This window comes from Streptomyces sp. NBC_01498, assembly GCF_036327775.1.
GTDB lineage: Bacteria > Actinomycetota > Actinomycetes > Streptomycetales > Streptomycetaceae > Streptomyces.
In genome coordinates this window covers 3,277,354-3,292,697 of record NZ_CP109598.1, presented here as the reverse complement: position 1 = coordinate 3,292,697, position 15,344 = coordinate 3,277,354, and the positions used below count along the sequence as shown (strand labels likewise).

At 67.4% G+C, this 15,344-nt stretch carries 18 protein-coding genes; 17 read left to right on the top strand and 1 reads right to left on the bottom strand.

Annotation, left to right across the window (positions count from 1 at the left end; genetic code table 11):
• The first annotated feature begins 16 nt into the window (after positions 1–16).
• The 9 genes from OG875_RS13945 to OG875_RS13905 all read left to right on the top strand — a co-directional run bounded on the left by OG875_RS13945 (position 17) and on the right by OG875_RS13905 (position 7,632).
• Complete coding sequence (locus OG875_RS13945) at positions 17–820, top strand: hypothetical protein (protein WP_330174548.1); 804 nt, start codon at positions 17–19, stop codon at positions 818–820.
• Positions 820–1,890 (top strand): hypothetical protein, encoded by a 1,071-nt coding sequence (locus tag OG875_RS13940; protein ID WP_330174547.1) that lies wholly within the window; start codon positions 820–822, stop codon positions 1,888–1,890. The genes OG875_RS13945 and OG875_RS13940 overlap by 1 nt, the downstream gene beginning before the upstream one ends.
• Entirely contained in the window at positions 1,874–2,698 is an 825-nt protein-coding gene (locus OG875_RS13935; RefSeq protein ID WP_330174546.1) for a hypothetical protein, read from the top strand. Before OG875_RS13940 ends, OG875_RS13935 begins: the two co-directional genes overlap by 17 nt.
• Positions 2,699–2,706: 8 nt before the next feature.
• Positions 2,707–2,952, top strand: a complete 246-nt coding sequence (locus OG875_RS13930) for a hypothetical protein (RefSeq protein WP_330174545.1) — start codon at positions 2,707–2,709, stop codon at positions 2,950–2,952.
• Between the two features lie 63 nt (positions 2,953–3,015).
• Positions 3,016–4,497 (top strand): hypothetical protein, encoded by a 1,482-nt coding sequence (locus OG875_RS13925; RefSeq protein ID WP_330174544.1) that lies wholly within the window; start codon positions 3,016–3,018, stop codon positions 4,495–4,497.
• An 83-nt stretch (positions 4,498–4,580) separates the two neighbouring features.
• Positions 4,581–5,339, top strand: a complete 759-nt coding sequence (locus tag OG875_RS13920) for a peptidoglycan-binding protein (RefSeq protein WP_330174543.1) — start codon at positions 4,581–4,583, stop codon at positions 5,337–5,339.
• Between the two features lie 108 nt (positions 5,340–5,447).
• A complete protein-coding gene (locus tag OG875_RS13915) occupies positions 5,448–5,654 on the top strand; it encodes a hypothetical protein (RefSeq protein ID WP_330174542.1) in 207 nt (68 codons plus the stop codon).
• 51 nt (positions 5,655–5,705) lie between these two features.
• Positions 5,706–6,284, top strand: a complete 579-nt coding sequence (locus tag OG875_RS13910; protein ID WP_330174541.1) for a deoxynucleotide monophosphate kinase family protein — start codon at positions 5,706–5,708, stop codon at positions 6,282–6,284.
• Between the two features lie 166 nt (positions 6,285–6,450).
• Positions 6,451–7,632: a hypothetical protein gene (locus tag OG875_RS13905; protein ID WP_330174540.1), complete on the top strand. Its 1,182-nt coding sequence runs from the start codon at positions 6,451–6,453 to the stop codon at positions 7,630–7,632.
• A 356-nt stretch (positions 7,633–7,988) separates the two neighbouring features.
• Here OG875_RS13905 and OG875_RS13900 read toward each other — a convergent pair whose 3' ends face one another.
• Positions 7,989–8,633 (bottom strand): hypothetical protein, encoded by a 645-nt coding sequence (locus OG875_RS13900; RefSeq protein ID WP_330174539.1) that lies wholly within the window; start codon positions 8,631–8,633, stop codon positions 7,989–7,991.
• Positions 8,634–8,790: 157 nt separating this feature from the next.
• Between OG875_RS13900 and OG875_RS13895 the strand changes: the two genes are divergently transcribed.
• The 8 genes from OG875_RS13895 to OG875_RS13860 all read left to right on the top strand — a co-directional run bounded on the left by OG875_RS13895 (position 8,791) and on the right by OG875_RS13860 (position 15,239).
• Positions 8,791–9,633: a hypothetical protein gene (locus tag OG875_RS13895; protein WP_330174538.1), complete on the top strand. Its 843-nt coding sequence runs from the start codon at positions 8,791–8,793 to the stop codon at positions 9,631–9,633.
• Positions 9,634–9,758: 125 nt separating this feature from the next.
• A complete protein-coding gene (locus OG875_RS13890; protein ID WP_330174537.1) occupies positions 9,759–10,463 on the top strand; it encodes a hypothetical protein in 705 nt (234 codons plus the stop codon).
• Positions 10,464–10,654: 191 nt separating this feature from the next.
• The gene (locus tag OG875_RS13885) at positions 10,655–10,939 is read left to right on the top strand and encodes a hypothetical protein (RefSeq protein ID WP_330174536.1); all 285 of its coding nucleotides are present in this window, start codon (positions 10,655–10,657) and stop codon (positions 10,937–10,939) included.
• A gap of 97 nt (positions 10,940–11,036) precedes the next feature.
• The gene (locus OG875_RS13880) at positions 11,037–11,216 is read left to right on the top strand and encodes a hypothetical protein (RefSeq protein WP_330174535.1); all 180 of its coding nucleotides are present in this window, start codon (positions 11,037–11,039) and stop codon (positions 11,214–11,216) included.
• A gap of 37 nt (positions 11,217–11,253) precedes the next feature.
• Positions 11,254–11,712 (top strand): hypothetical protein, encoded by a 459-nt coding sequence (locus OG875_RS13875; protein ID WP_330174534.1) that lies wholly within the window; start codon positions 11,254–11,256, stop codon positions 11,710–11,712.
• Between the two features lie 46 nt (positions 11,713–11,758).
• On the top strand, positions 11,759–14,233 hold the full coding sequence (locus tag OG875_RS13870) for a phage/plasmid primase, P4 family (RefSeq protein ID WP_330174533.1): 2,475 nt from the start codon (positions 11,759–11,761) through the stop codon (positions 14,231–14,233).
• Between the two features lie 30 nt (positions 14,234–14,263).
• The gene (locus OG875_RS13865; protein ID WP_330174532.1) at positions 14,264–14,842 is read left to right on the top strand and encodes a DNA cytosine methyltransferase; all 579 of its coding nucleotides are present in this window, start codon (positions 14,264–14,266) and stop codon (positions 14,840–14,842) included.
• A gap of 169 nt (positions 14,843–15,011) precedes the next feature.
• A complete protein-coding gene (locus OG875_RS13860) occupies positions 15,012–15,239 on the top strand; it encodes a hypothetical protein (protein WP_330174531.1) in 228 nt (75 codons plus the stop codon).
• The last annotated feature ends 105 nt before the right edge of the window (positions 15,240–15,344 follow it).

The following is a 15,344-nucleotide window of genomic DNA, read 5'->3' as shown; positions in this document are numbered from 1 at the left end:
CGGAGGGGGGACGGACGTGGCGGAGTTGGAAAGCTGGACCGCCGAATACGGCGGGCTCGTCATGGGGGAACCCGACTCCGCCATATCCATCGTGGCCGTTGACGGTCTCGTGTCCCTGCCCGACGTGCGCTCTTCGGACCTCACCCTTGTGCAGCAACACGGGCTCTACCCCGGTGACGACTACCTGAACGGGCGGCCGGTGACCCTGACCGTCGAGGTCTACGGCGCCACGGACGAGGAGTACGACCGGGCACTGAGCCACGTCTACGCCGCGTTCGCCCCGGCCGGACCGGAACGGCCCTTCAGGTTCCGGTTCCCGGGCCTTGCCGCCGGAGCCGCCGCGTTCGTCAACGCCCGGCCGCGCAAGCGCTCCGGCCCCATCGACCTGAATTTTGCTCACCGCGTGTGCAACGTGGTGGTCGAACTGTTCGCCACGGACCCGCACATCTACGCGGACGCGGTGACCACGCTGACCCTGTCCAGCCCGTGGCAGGGGACCGCCCCGAAGCTCCGCTTCACCTCCCCGGGTTCCGTTCCCGCGCTGCCGGTGATCGTGCTGGACAACGCCAAGGACTGTGTCCTCACGGACGAGATCACGGGTCAGTTCTTCGGGATGAACCCGTTGGCCGGCGGGTTCACGATCAACTCACCTGCCCAGAGGCTGACTTCGACGGACACCGGAACCCTGTTCAACGACCGGATCACCCCCGGGTCCGTGTGGCCCGAATACGGCTTCGGGGAGCACCGTCTCAGCCTCACGAGCGGCGCCGTCACCCGGGCGACCACGGCGGTCTTCTCGTGGCGGGACCGGTGGGTGTGATGGCCGCGCCCAGGTACACCGTCGTTCAGACCAACGTGAAAACCGGTGTGGTGGTCACCCGCCTTCCGGTCACGGGCATTTCATTCACGCACACGCTGAACGCCACCGGTTCCGCCACAGTGGGAATCCCCCTGTTCGCGCCGGAGGCCAACCCGGAGACGCTGAGCCCGGGTGTCAGCGGGCTCGTCATCCTGCGGGACGGGGCCCCGGTGTGGGGCGGGATCGTGTGGACCGCCTCCGCAGACATCGAGGCGGGCACGCTCTCCCTGGGAGCCTCCGGCTTCCACTCCCACTACAAGGGCCGGGTCTTCGCCAACGGCTGGACCTCCCGCACAGTCGAACAGGCGGACATCCTCAAATCGTGGTTCGCCTACTTCAACGCGGACAACGGCATCGGCACGGCCACGGACACCGTGACGACCACCGGAGCCAAGAGAACAAGCGTGTGGACCCGGTACGAGCTGAAGAACGCCGGTGAGGCCATTGAGGAACTGGCCGACAACATCAACGGGTTCAACTTCCGTTATGTGCCGTACTGGCTCACCCCGAACGTCAGGGTGGGCCACCGGTTCGTCATCACGAGCCGGGCGGGCTCCGCGACGCGGACACTGACCCACCGCGCGAACTGCGACGTCACCCAGGTCAGTTACGACTCAACGGCGCTGTGCACCGTGGCCTACGCGACCGGAGCCGACAAGGGCAACGGTGAAAAGCTCGTAGGGATCTTCGAGAACGCTGAGCTTGCCGCGCGGATGCCCGAGCGCGTCACGGTCGGCACGTACGCGGACGTGAAGGAAACCCAGACCCTCATTGGCAAGGCACAGGCCACCGTCAACGCGGGTTCGGTGCCCACCGCCATCCCGGAACTGACCCTCTACCCCGGTGACTTCGGGCCGCTGGACTTCGTCCCCGGCGACTACGTGGCCGTGGACGTGGACGCCGGATACGTGGCCTTCCTTGACGAATTCGCGGTGACCGAGTGCACCACGGCGGTGGACGCGAACGGTACGGAGACGATCCGCCTGGCGCTCGCCAGTAAGGAGTTGTTCAGCAATGCCAACCCAAGCTAACAACGTCCCGCCGTCGCTGGTGAACGAGCTTGCGGAGGTCAGGCGCCGGCTGTCCGCGATCGAGCGCGCCCCCGTCCCGGTGAACCGGTTCGACCGGTACCCGGTGGTGGAGTGGGCGGCCCAGGGGCGCCCGGCGGTGGGCGGGAACGTGTGGTCGTCCGTCGGCATCGCCAACGTCACCGGCATGACATTCGACCGCGTGGAGATCAAGTTCATCACCGATTGGCTCACCCCCGGCAGGCGTGAGGCGGAAGTCCGGCTTGCGGCCTACCGGCACACCGGCCGGGCCGAAAGGGAGATCGTCAGCGCGTCCAGTGTGCTCAACCTGACCGGACTTCCCGCCCGGACCATCGGCGTGGTGGTCATGAGGTGGGTTCACGGCATCCCGTACGGCTGGGACTACGCGGACGACACCACGATCTACACCATCGAGGTTCAGCACCGGTACAAGGTCGGCCCCGAGGAATACACGCCCAGCACCCGCGACGTCTTCGGCTTCCACAAGCTGACGAGCCGGGCGGCCCCCGGCACCGGCGGAGCGCTGGAAATGTCGAACAACGAGACCTACGAAACCATGGTGCTGCCGAAGACCCGGCCCGGCGTGAGCGGGGGGTGGGTGACGATCCCGGACATCGTCCCGGACAACGAGCTTCACGGGAGTTACAGCATTTCGGCCATGCACTACTGCGTCGGTCTCCCGGCGGAACGCATCCCGGAGGCCACCGCGAAGGGCTGGGCGTGGATACGCGGGACCAACGGCGGATGGGGCCGCGACCCGGACATCACTGAGCCTGACTTCGGAGTTTAGGGGGCGGTATGGATCTGGCCCGCTTCTACGGGGCCGCCGAAATCGTCGCTCCGCTGCTGGTCTTCGTCGGCATGGTGCTTCACCGGTGGAAGACCGGGATGCGCGCCGCCTGGCGGGAAGAGGCGGAAGCCTGGGCCAGCAAGGCGGAGCGGCAGGCGGAAGAACTGATCGAGCTGCGCGAACAGGTCAAGGAGCTGCGGCGTGAGAACGCCGAACTCCGCGCCCAGGTCGCTGAACTCCTCGCTCGTCCGTAGCTCAACAGGGTGTCCGACCTACTCACGTGAGTAGGTCGGATGCCCCTTTTTCATGGGGGAAGCATGAACACACCGACCGACCCGAACCCGCTGCCGCCCACCATTCCGACCGTGGGCGTCCACGGCCGCTACCGGCGCCCCGATGGGCGCCCCCTCAGCGGGACCATCACCTTCACCGCCCCCGGACTCCTCACTTTTCCCGCCTCGGACCTGTTCCTTGCCGGGCCCGTCGTCGCGGCCCTGGACGAGAACGGGGCCTTCTCCGTGACGCTGCCCGCGACGGACGCCCCGGACATGAATCCCACCGGCTGGGCCTACACCGTCAAGGAGAACCTTGCCGGGGTGGTGGGCTCCCGGGTCTTCGCCCTGTTGCTGCCTGCGGACGTCCCGGACGTGGACCTTGCCGATGTGGCGCCCGCCGATCCGGCCACCCCGGACTACGTCCCCGTACCTGGGCCACAGGGTGAGCCGGGGCCCATGGGCCCGGAAGGGCCGAAGGGTGAACGGGGCGACACGGGGCCGGCCAGCACGGTTCCGGGGCCGAAGGGTGATCCGGGTGATACGGGCCCGGCCAGTACCGTCCCCGGCCCGAAGGGCGACAAGGGCGACCCCGGGGAGGGCTCCGTCAGCTCCGTCAACGGGAGCCTGGGTCCGGACATCGTCGTCACTGTCAACGGCAGGGGCGCGGGCTCTCCGGACATTACGCTTCTCGCCTCCGACATCGGCGCCGTCGCGGCCACGGACCGGGGAGCGCCGGGAGGGGTGGCGGCACTGGACGAGACCGGCAAGGTCCCTTCGTCCCAACTCCCCGTCCCGGCCGGAGCCGTCACAACCGTCAACGGGAAGCCGGGACCGGACGTCACGCTTACCGCCTCCGACGTGTCCGCCGTTGCCGCGTCCGCCAGGGGAGCCGCGAACGGCGTCGCGTCGCTGGACGGCGCATCCCGTCTGCCGCTGGCCCAGCTCCCGCCGGAAGTACCCACGGACCACATGTGGGAGCCCAGTGACCTCGGCCTGAAGGCATGGGCGTTCGACCCGGCGGTTGGGCTGAGTACACCCCTCTACCCGGGCAACGCCACGCAACGGGTCACGGCTGTCTCCCTCAAGAGCACCCAGACCATTTCCAAGGTCTGTTGGCACTTCGGAGGTTACGCGGGCGGCATGCTCGCCGGCTCCTGGGCAGCGGTCTACAACGCGTCCGGCACCCGCGTGGCGACCACAGCCGCACTGACCGGCGAGACCGTGGTTGCCGGGGTGCACAACGCGGGCGGCCAGACCGTGGCCGCACCCCTCACCACGAGCCCGTCACTGCCTGCCGGGACTTACTACGTGGCGTGGTCCTTCAGGTACAACACCACGACCCAGGACGGGCCCATGATGCTCTGCGCGGACTCCGCGTACAGTGCCCCGCCGAACGTCTTCGGGCTCAACAACGTCAAGCGGTATGGCTCCTTCTCCGGCACGGCCCCGACGTCGGCCCCCGCCACTCTCGCGCTCGCCTCCGTGGAGAACGGTTCCAACCGGTTCTGGGCCGCACTCGCGTAGTGGGCAATCGACCCACCAGACCCCCAGTGCACGCCCCTGTCCGGCCTTCGGGCGGGGGCACGGCACGAAACGAGGGGGCGCGCATGGCGCGATTCACCGGGGCAACATGGAAGCCCATTCCAACCAACTACACGGCCGGGGGGCAAGCCTCCGTCCGGGGTGTGGTGATCCACATCATGGACGGAACCTACGGCGGTACCGATTCCTGGTTCCGCAACCCTGCCGCACAGGCGTCGTCCCACTTCGGCACGAGCCGCGCCGGTCAGCTCTGCCAGTGGGTGGACACGGCAAACAGAGCCTGGGCCCAGTCCGGCGGCAACAGGACATGGCTCAGCGTCGAGAACGAAGGACGCGGGGGCGATTCGCTCACGGACGCCCAGCTCACCCGGTGCGCCGAAGTGCTCGCCTGGGCCCACAAGATCCACGGCGTCCCGCTTCAGCTCACCACCGACCCGAACGGGCGCGGCCTGGGCTATCACGCCATGGGCGGAAGCGCCTGGGGTGGACACCCGTCGTGTCCCGGGTCCCGCGTGGTCGCTCAGCTCCCGGAGATCCTGAAGCGCGCGAAGAAGATTGCGGGCAGCTCCTCCCAGGCTCTGGAGCCCTTCCCCGGCGCGGACTTCTTCAGGAAGAGCCCGAACAGTCCCATCGTCACGGCCATGGGTCGCCGGCTCGTGGCGGAGGGGTGTTCCGCGTACGCGGACGGCCCGGGACCGCGCTGGACGGAAGCGGACCGGAAGTCCTACCAGAAGTGGCAGAGCAAGTTGGGCTACACCGGGGCCGACGCGGACGGGTGGCCGGGTGCCACGAGCTGGGCCAAGCTCCGCGTCCCGAACGTCTGACCGTCACCCGGCGTGCCGCCGGAAGCGGCGAACCCACGCCCGCGTGGACGAGCTGGCCCACGCCGCGCCGCACATCATCACGCACAGCAACTAGCAAGGGGAATCCGCATGATCGTGGAGTTCGTACAGAAGCACGCTGCCCGGATCTACACCGTGGCCGTGGCGCTCCTGGCACTCGTGGCCCACTACGCCCCGGAACTGCCGTCCGCGCTCATCCTGGGCGTGGTCGCTGCGGTGCTGGGCACTGGTGAAGCAGTCCAGCGCCTTGAGGACCACAAGACCCGGGCCGCGTACTCCGGGCAGTACCGGCCGTAGGCAATCGACTCCCCAGAGCCCCGGTGAGAACCACTCACCGAAGGGACCGGGATGCCGTACCGAAACATCGCACTCATGGGCCGGGCCGGGGCCGGCAAGGACACCGTCGGCAGCCGACTCGTGCACTCATGGGGGTTCACGCGCGTGGCCTTCGCGGACCCGCTCAAGGAGATGGCCCTCCGTATCGATCCGGTCGTCAAGTACGAGCCCGCCGGGTACGGCCCCGTCCCCGTCCGCCTGGCCGACATCGTCAACCGGTGGGGCTGGGAAGAGGCCAAGGTCCGGAGCCCGGAGATCCGCCGCACCCTTCAGCGCATGGGGCAGGCGGTACGTAACCAGGACCCCGACTACTGGCTGACGCTCGCCATGGACAAGGTGGCCGCCGCCGACGTGCTGACCATGCCGGTGGTCGTCACCGACGTCCGCCACGCCAACGAGTACGAAGCCCTGAAGAACCGGGGGTTCACCCTCGTACGGGTGAACCGGGCCAGCGTCCGGAACCTGGGAACCAACGGCGACCACGTGAGTGAGACCGACCTTGACGGGTATCCGGCGGACCTGACCATCACGAACAACGGCACCTTCTCCGAGCTGCGCGAAGCCACAGACCGGCTTCTCAGGCGCGAGTAGCGGAACGCCCCTCACCCCGACCGGGTGGGGGGCCTTCGTCATGTCCCAAGCTACTCACGTGAGTAGGCCGAATCCGGTAACAAGAATCTGGATTCGGTGCTACGGTTTTTCTGAAAACGCGGGCCGGGGGGAACGCCGGGCGCGGTGAAACCTGAGAAGGGCAACCATGCCGAAGAAGGGTCAACGCCTGCCGTGGCGGCTGTTGTTCGTCTGGGTCGGGAGCGGGATCAAGGGCGCCAACGCTCACGATTCCGAAGAGGACGCGACGAAGGCCGCGTTGGACATGTTCCGCACCGCGCGACTGCGCGAGTCGGAGCTTGAGATCACCATTGAGAACCGGGACACAGGGGAGAAGATCCACATGGCCACGAACGACGCGCTGACGGCAGAGATCAAGGCGAACGTTGAGCGGGCCCGCTCGTACGCGGTGAACGGGGCTGAGGCGGGGGTCATCGCGGATCTGGTCGCGGAGACCGAAGGACTCCTCAAGGGGCTCAAGGGTGCCGGGTCGGTGAAGCTCCGGAACGCGCTCCGTGAGGAACTGACGGACGCGCTCAAGGCGACGCCGGAGGCTGAGGGGGCGGAGGAGCCCGCCGGAGCGATCGAGGGCGACGTCATCCCCAGCCACGTCGCGGCGCTGATCGACAAGGGCGCGGAGACCGCCCTTGAGGCCATCACCCTGGGCGCCAAGATGGCAGAGGTCGCCGAAGCGGTCTCCCAGATCCAGTTGGCCATGCGGAAAGAGTCCGTCCACAAGAGCGGGCTCCCTGACCTCCTGGCCGGTGGCAAGAAGACCCGGGACCGTGCCGGGGACATCTACCGGCGGGTGGCGGCCCAGCTCAACCCGGACGACGTCGACCGCGCGGATGCCCTCAAGTCCCTTCAGCGAAGCGTCCAGAACAAGAACAGTGACGTACTCGTCTCCTACCTTCGAGGGCTGGACGCCGACAAGGGCGCGGGACTCGAAGAGGCGCGGCGGTACTTCCCGGATGCTGCCGCCAAGTACCTGAAGGCCAAGGAGAAGGAGACGGGCAAGAAGCCGGCAAGTCTGACCGAAGCGGTCTACGCGCTGTACGCGACGAACGGAATGGAACTGCCCCGCAAGGGCCGGACCGAGCTTGAGCGTGAACGCCGTGCCCAGGGCAAGGAGCTGGAAAGCAGCACGAAGGATGACGACTCGAAGCTGACCCCCGAAGTCCGCCTTGAGAACTACTTCACCACGATCATGGGCGAACTCGACAAGGCGCAGAAGAACGCGGCCAAGCTCAACGGCACCCAGAAGCGGAAGGTCCGGAATCGCCTGACGGCGCTTGCCGCACGTGCCCAGGAACTGGCCGACAGCATCTGACCCACCCCGGCCCGAAGCCCCGTCAGTCCTCTGTGGACCGGCGGGGCTTCGTCGTACTCGGGGCTGGCTCAGCTACTTCGGCCTATCGAGTGCCCGCCGTTGCCGGGCGCGTTCCCGCTGCCGCTCCTGACGTCTACGGGTACGTTCTAGTTGCCGCTCCTTCCGCCTGCGGGCGCGTTCCCGCTGCCACCCCTGCAACAGTTCTTTGCGGTGATTGGAGTTCTGCGGCCACATGCCCCGGACAAGCACGATGAAGCCCACGAAAATGGAGATGATCAAAACAGCCCACCAAGGGACCGTATCCGGCAGGGAAAACATGATCTGAACCTTCCGACCTTGAATGGTCGGCGGGTCACTCAGGCAGCTAGTACGACGCTCCCCAGCGTGCTGCGGCGGTGCCCGCCCCGGTAAGTCATCACGGGAAGGGCAGAGTTGGGGCCGCGCGGTGTGACCTGCGGCAACGTGTCGATGGGGTCGGGCTTCCAAATCGGGAGGTCAATAGCGCTGGACCTACCCATCAGCCGCGACAACAGGACCATGAGAAGGCGCGTAAGGAAGCGGAGTACGGACGCGACAACTTCGGCCAGCGCGGAGAGGAAGTCCCGTGCGGCCAGACGGCGTTCAGCAGAGGTTGGCGCTGATCGCATTCGCTCTGCCGCGCCCTTCAAGCGCTCATAAGCACTTCCTTTTTCTTCTTCTGAGTCTTCGACTGTGATTTCATAAAGCAACCGCTGGAAAGACTTATTCCGCTTTCTGCGCGCACGGGCACTCTCTTTGCCCCAGACTTCGGTAAGAGCCCTACGGTTTGCCTCAATCCGCCTCAGCTCGAACGTCGCCCAGGCGAAAGCCGCTTCAGACTTCCCTGACCCCGTAGTGGCGTAAATCAGCCTTGGGGTGGTGTCGAGTTCGAAGTCTTCCAAGACGGTTTTCAGCGTCTCGGCAGCGAGAGAATCAGCAGTGTAGTAGTTGTCCCGCTCAAAGATTTGCACAGGCTCGTCCATTTCACCTCCACTCCGACCTAGGCGTGTTGCTGAGCAGTCTAACCGGCCGCTCTGACATCGGCCTTGACCGGACAGTGAGCCCGTCTTGTGTGAGCGGGGCAATGCGCACCCCAGACCCGTGGTGACCACCCACCACGAGCCTGAAGGGGGTCGGCCCATGGGCCAGATCCGAACCCTTACCCGAAGCGGCAGCCGCTTCTACTTCGATCCGGAGAAGCCTGACGTCAAGGTCCCCGGGGTGACGTCCGTCATCAGCATGTTGCCCAAACCATTTCTCGCGTTCTGGAACGCCAAGATGGTGGCGGAGCTGGCCGTTGACTCGCTGCCGTTTGTTCAGCAGATGGCGGAGCGGGACCGGCAGGGTGCCGTTGACTACCTCAAGGGCGCCGCCAGGCGGTACACGAAGCGCCGCGCGGATGTGGGCTCCGACGCGCACGACCTGTTCGAGCGCATGATCCGGGGCGAGATCCCGGGCCGCGTGCACCCGGACCTGATCCCGTACCGCGACAATTTCGCGGAGTTCCTTGAGGCGGTGAACCCGGAGTTGGTCCGTGCCGAAGACGTGGCGTGGAGTGATCAGCACGGGTACGCGGGGAGCTTCGACGCCATCCTCAACGTGTGGCTGGACGCGGACGGCAGGCCGACCCCGGACCGTTCCGGGGAGCGGCACACGGTGATTGCCGACTGGAAGACGTCGAAGGCGACCTATCCGGACGTGGCGCTTCAGATGTCCGCGTACGCGCACGCTGACCGGATCATCGACGCCCAGGGGGTGAGCGAGCCCATGCCGGAGTTCGACGGGGCGTGCGTGCTCCACATCACGGATGAGACGTGGGCGTTCAAGCCGGTCCGGATCGACTCCGCCGACGTGTTCGCGACCTTCCTGCGGCTCCGTCAGATATTCGTCTGGGACCGGGAGACGTCCAAGACGGTCATCGGCCGGGCCATCGCCCAGGCTGCCGCCCAGCTCGTGACGGGCACACAGCGACGTGCGAAGTAGCGGTGCCCACTTTCCCATGCCGTGGGCAATCGGCCCCCTAGACCACGGGTGAAGGGGGAAGGTGCGGCCGGCTCAGAGCCCCGCCCTTTCCCCTGATCACTCAACACCCCAGGGGGAGAGCGCTTATGGCGCTTCAGATATTCGCCACCGACCCGGACGCGCGGCCGAAGCCGAAGCCGGAGCACGAGTTCAGCAACGACTACGTGTTTCAGTTCCGGTCGGGCATGGTGGTCAAGAAAAAGCCTGTCAGTCTGGCCAACTGGCGGGTGCTGACCGGCGACCCGGCCGTTGCCGACGCGGTCGCCCAGCTCCTGGGCGGGAGCGTCGAGGAGTACGACCCGGCACGGGAGATGAATCTTCAGATCCTGACGGACACACCGTCCGTGGAGATCGTCCTTGCGGGCAGCAAGGCCATCGAGGACAAGCTCATCCTCTGGGGCCGCACAGGTCCGGTCCACGAGTGCGACGGAGTGAGCTACCTGTCCCCGCCGGAACGCAAGGGGGAGCCGTGCGGCTGTCCGAAGCTCATGAGCGAACGCAAGGAAGCGGCCCGCCAGGGCATCGGCCCGGCCCCGTCGATCAAGGTCACCTTCCGTCTGGCCCATGACTACGAGCTGGGCAAGGGGCGGCTCATCGCTTCCGCGTGGACCCTGGCGGAGGTCATCCACGAGGTGAAGGACGCGCTTGACGACATCGAGGGAGAGGCGCTGTGCCGCCTGACCCTGGAACACGTCAGCTACACGAACAACGCGGGGATCAAGGTGGACTTCCGGAAGCCGGTGATTGAGGTGCTGGGCGCGTACAACGACGCCATCGCTGAGGAGCGTTGAGTTGGGGGGCGGGTACCTTCCCGGCTCGTTCCTGACCGCGAAGGCGGGGAGCGGTGAGTTCATGACGCTCCTTCGGTCTCTGCCTGATACGGCGCTCAAGGCGCCTCTCTGGGAGTGGAAGCCGGGCGAGATCCCGCACGTGATCCATGAACGCCGGCGGCGCTTCGGGGTGGATGAAGAGGAGTTCGTCTATGGGTAAGCGAGGGACGGTCTCCGACTACGCGGGCAACGAGCTGTACCGGGGTGACCTGATCACGTACGGGGCCCGGCAGGGGAACAGGGTCCGCCTGGCTGACGCCATCGTTGAGAAGGTCACCGTCCGCAAGGTGGACGGCATCCTTCGCCCGATGCTTCTCGTCCAGCCAACAGGGACTGAATCGGGCTTCGTGCCGCGAAAGCGTCTGCGGCGGGAGTGGATTTCGACCGAGCACGCGCGGTTGTGCCTGCCGGACGTGACGGGCGAGCGCGACGCGTAGAACACAGGGAAGGGCCGGACGGAACCCCACTGGGTGCTGTCCGGCCCTTCGGCATTTCCAACCTGCTCACGTGAGTGGGTTGATGAGGGGGAGAGGGATGGACATTCGGATCACCGGGGCGACGGCTCCGGCACTGGGGGACGTACGCGGCCTGGGGCGGGGGGACACCCTGTGGCTTGAGGCCGGGGCGCGAGACCGCCGGGACTGGGGCCGGTACGTGGACGCGGTCGCCCAGGCGGTGCACCGTGGCGCGGACGCGCGGTGGGCACGTGGCTAACCCGTCGAAGGCGCGCGGGACCGCGTGGGAGTCCGCCGTGAGGGACTACCTCAACGAAGCGCTGGGGCTCGTGGACGGGTCGGGCAGGGTGAAGGACGTCTTCTCTGCCCTCAACGTCCGGCGGGCGGCCCAGGAGGGCGCCAGGGACGTGGGCGACGTGCACTGTGCCCCGTTCGTCCTTGAGTGCAAGGACGTGAAGTCCCCGGCGGTTCCTATGTGGCTCCGCCAGGCGCACGTTGAGGCGTTCCACGCGGGCTACCCGTACGGCGTGGTGGTCCATAAGGTCCGGCGGGCCAACGTCCGGCTGGGCCGGGTGCACTTCGGCGTACGGACGTGGACGCGGGTGCGCACGGCACTGGGGGTGTCCGCACGGGAGATGCGGGAGCGGTACGCGTTCACCCCGGCGGTGCGCGGTCTTGACTCCGCCCGCTGGTACCTGACCACCGATCTGGCCCGCTTCGCCCAGCTCGTGGCGGACCTCCGCGCGGCTCGGTAGGGCTGGCAATCGGCGCCCCAGAGACCGGGTGAAGGAGGCGCCGAACATGTTGTTCACTCACCTACTCGCCCGGTTCTCCCAGGTCACCGAAGAGGCGGACGGGGGTTATCTCGCCCTGTGCCCCGCGCACGGCGACTCCCGCCCGTCCCTGCGGATCTGGCGCGGCGACGATCACAAGGTCCGCGTCACGTGCCGGGCCGGCTGCCTGACCGAAGACGTGATCGGTGCCGTGGGGCTCAGCTTCCCGGACCTGTTCAACTCCGGCGGGGAGGGGCTGACCGTCTCGTCCGTGCGGCCCCAGCTCGTGGGCGTCGGGGAGTCGGCAGCACTCGCCCGTTACGTGGACGAGTCATCCGCCTTGTTGCGGAGGCTGGACGGTGAAGCCGCCGGGCGGGCCGCCCAGTACGCAGCGGGCCGCTTCGGCATCGACATGGACGGGGCCGCTGACCACGGGCTGGGCGTGGACGACGGGGAGGCCATCGGCCACTTCCCCTACCGGTCCCGCTCGTTTCTGGCGTACCCGCGTCTGACGGTGCCGCTGAGGGACTTCTCCGGCACGGTTCGGGGGCTTCAGGGTCGGGATCTCACGGGGCAGTGTCCGGGGCGGTGGCTGAGCCTGATGAACCCGCCGGGGATGCGGTGGACGGGGTACGGGGTGTTTCGCGGTGGTGGTGGCTACGGGGTCACGATCGTCACGGAGGGGCCGGGGGACGCGCTCACCGCCACGGGGGTGGGGTACGACTCCGTTGCTGTGCGGGGCGCGAGTCTGGCGGGGAGCCCGGACCTGATAGAGGAGTTGGCCGAAGGGCTCAAGGGCTCCCACGTTCTGGTTGCCGGTGACCACGACGACGCGGGGACACGGTTCACCCAGCGTCTGGCGGAGGGCCTTGCCGCCCACGGGGTTTCCGTGTTCGAGCTGGACATCCCCACCGCCGGTCACGATCTGACGCGGTGGCGTGAGGATGACCCCTCCGCCTTCCCGTCCGCTCTCCACCGTGCGGTCAAGGCGGCCCGGCCCGTCACGCCCGTGGGTGACGTACTCGTGGACGGGGCGACCGGGGCTCTGGTCCCCGACGCGGACGAAGCCGCCCGCGCCGTCCGGCTCATGACGGAATTCGCTGAGCAATATGGATCGTCGGACGTGCTCAACGCTCACGCGCTCGTGGCGTTTACCCGGGGCACGATCAAGCACGCCCCCGGGCTGGGCTTCTACATGTGGTCGGGCACGGTCTGGGAGCGCAGTGACACCCGCGTCCGTCAGGCCATCCACTACATGGGCGCGGCACTGACGGTGGCAGCCGCTGAGCTGAGCAGGGAGCACGCCGAGAAGGGTGGGGATGCGAAGAGCGACCCCGGGGCCCGGCTTCAGAAGACTGCCCGGGGCTTCACGCTGACGCGGAACATCGACTCCCTGATACGGGAGCTGCGGGCGGTCCCGTCCGTGCACGTGGACGCGTCGGAGTTCGACGCCCACCCGGAGCTTCTGACCTTCGCCAACGGCACGGTGGATCTCCGCTCCGGGGAGCTGCGGAAGCACGACAAGCGCGACATGCTCACGTACGCGCTGGACATCGACTACCGGCCGGAAGCTCAGTGCCCCCGGTGGCTTACCTTCCTTGCCGAAGTCTTCCCAGGCAGGCCGGAGTTGGGCGACTACTTCCGGCGGCTCGTGGGGTACGGCATCACCGGCAGCGTGGCGGAACAGTGCTTCGTCATCTGCTGGGGCAAGGGCGCCAACGGTAAAAGTGTGGCGACCGACACCCTGACCGCCGTGTTCCGGGCGGTCACGAAGACAACCGCGTTCGCCACCTTCGAGGACCGGCCCAGCGGTGGTATTCCCAACGACATCGCGGCACTGAGGGGCAGCCGGCTCGTGATGGCGAGCGAGGGTGAGAGCGGCAAGCCGATGTCGGAAGCGATTCTCAAGCGCGCGTCCGGCAAGGACATGATGTCCGCGCGATTCATGAGGCAGGAATTCTTCGAATTCAAGCCCAGCTTCCTCATTGTCCTTTCCACGAATCACAAGCCCCGGTTCCGGGGGCAGGATGAGGGTTTGTGGCGCCGGGTCAAGATGCTGCCTTTCACGCGGTGGTTCTCCCCGGAGGAGCGTGATCCCTACCTTGACCGGACGCTCATGGCGGAGGCGGCCGGTATTGCCGCTTGGGCGGTCCGGGGCGCCGTGGAGTGGTACGCGGGCGGGCTTCAGGACCCGCCGGTCATCGCGGACGCCACGCGGGAGTACCGGGAGACCTCCGACGCGCTCAGCGGCTTCTTTCCCGGCGTTCTTGAGCGGCACGAAGATGCCGCGATGCCGGGCGGTGACGCGTTCAACGCCTATCTCGACTGGTGCACGGCGGAGAACCTGCCCGCCAAGGAGATATGGACGAGACGGGCGTTCTTCGGCGCGATGGAAGAGCGCGGAGTTGTCCGCAAGAAGACCAACAAGGGCATCGCGCTCGTAGGCGTCCGCCTGGCCGTGGACGAAGCGACGCCGGCCGGTCCCGGGATCTTCGCCAAGTAGGCCCACACACGCAAAGGGGGTGGGCTTGCCATGCCCATTTTGGAATTGTGCTCCGGTTACGGGGGCTTGGGAATCGCGGTGGAGAGCCTGACCGGGGAGCGCGTGCGCTACGTCGCGGAGAACGATCCGCACGCCTCCCAGATCCTGGCGGCCCGGTACCCGGACGCCCCGAACCTCGGGGACGTCCAGACCATCGACTGGGCCGCCCTCATCGGAGAAATCAACATCGTCACGGCGGGCTTCCCGTGCCAGGGAATCAGCAACGCCGGACGAAGAGGGGGCTTGAGTGATGCAAGGTCAGCAATCTGGTTCAACGTCCTTGACGCCGTTCGCGTTCTTCGACCGGAACTCGTGTTCCTGGAAAATGTCGCCGCGATCCGGACGCGCGGGCTCCCGGAAATCCTCGCGGGGCTGGCCACGAGCGGGTATGACGCTAAATGGATCAGCCTTCGAGCTTCCGCAGTCGGAGCGCCCCACCACAGAGACCGTTGGTTCTGCCTCGCCGTTCCTGCGGACGCCCACGGCGAATCTCGGTTCCAACGGTGGACCCCAACACCCCCTCAAACGCCTGAAGAAGATCAGTTCTGCGGGGGGGGGGGGGGGCAGTAGCCAGCCTCACGCGGCAACTCTTGCCGACGAAGCCTGTTTTCTTCTTCCCCACTCCGACCGCCTCCGACGGTTTGGGCGGGCCGGGCCAGTCGAAGACCCGTCAGGGTTCTTCGAATCTCCGGACTGTCATCGTTCTCCTTCCGCATGGTGGGGCGAATACCTCCCCGCCGTGAGGCGCTGGGAGGAGCTGACCGGACGCGCCTCGCCTCCGCCCACGGAGCGCGGGCCGCGCGGTGGCCTCCGGCTCACTCCCCAGTGGTGCGAGTGGCTGATGGGCCTCCGCGCCGGCTGGGTCACCGGGATACCCGGGCTGACCCGCAAGCACCAACTCAGGGCCCTGGGCAACGGAGTTGTTCCCGCCCAGGCGTTCGAAGCCTTCCGGCGGCTCATGAGCTGACCGGCCAACCGCAGTAGCACGGGCAGAGGCCCGCCCAGAACGACCGGGTGGGTCCCTGTCCGTGCGCGCGTTGGGTGTGCTCTGCCCCCGTTCACGGGGAGACAT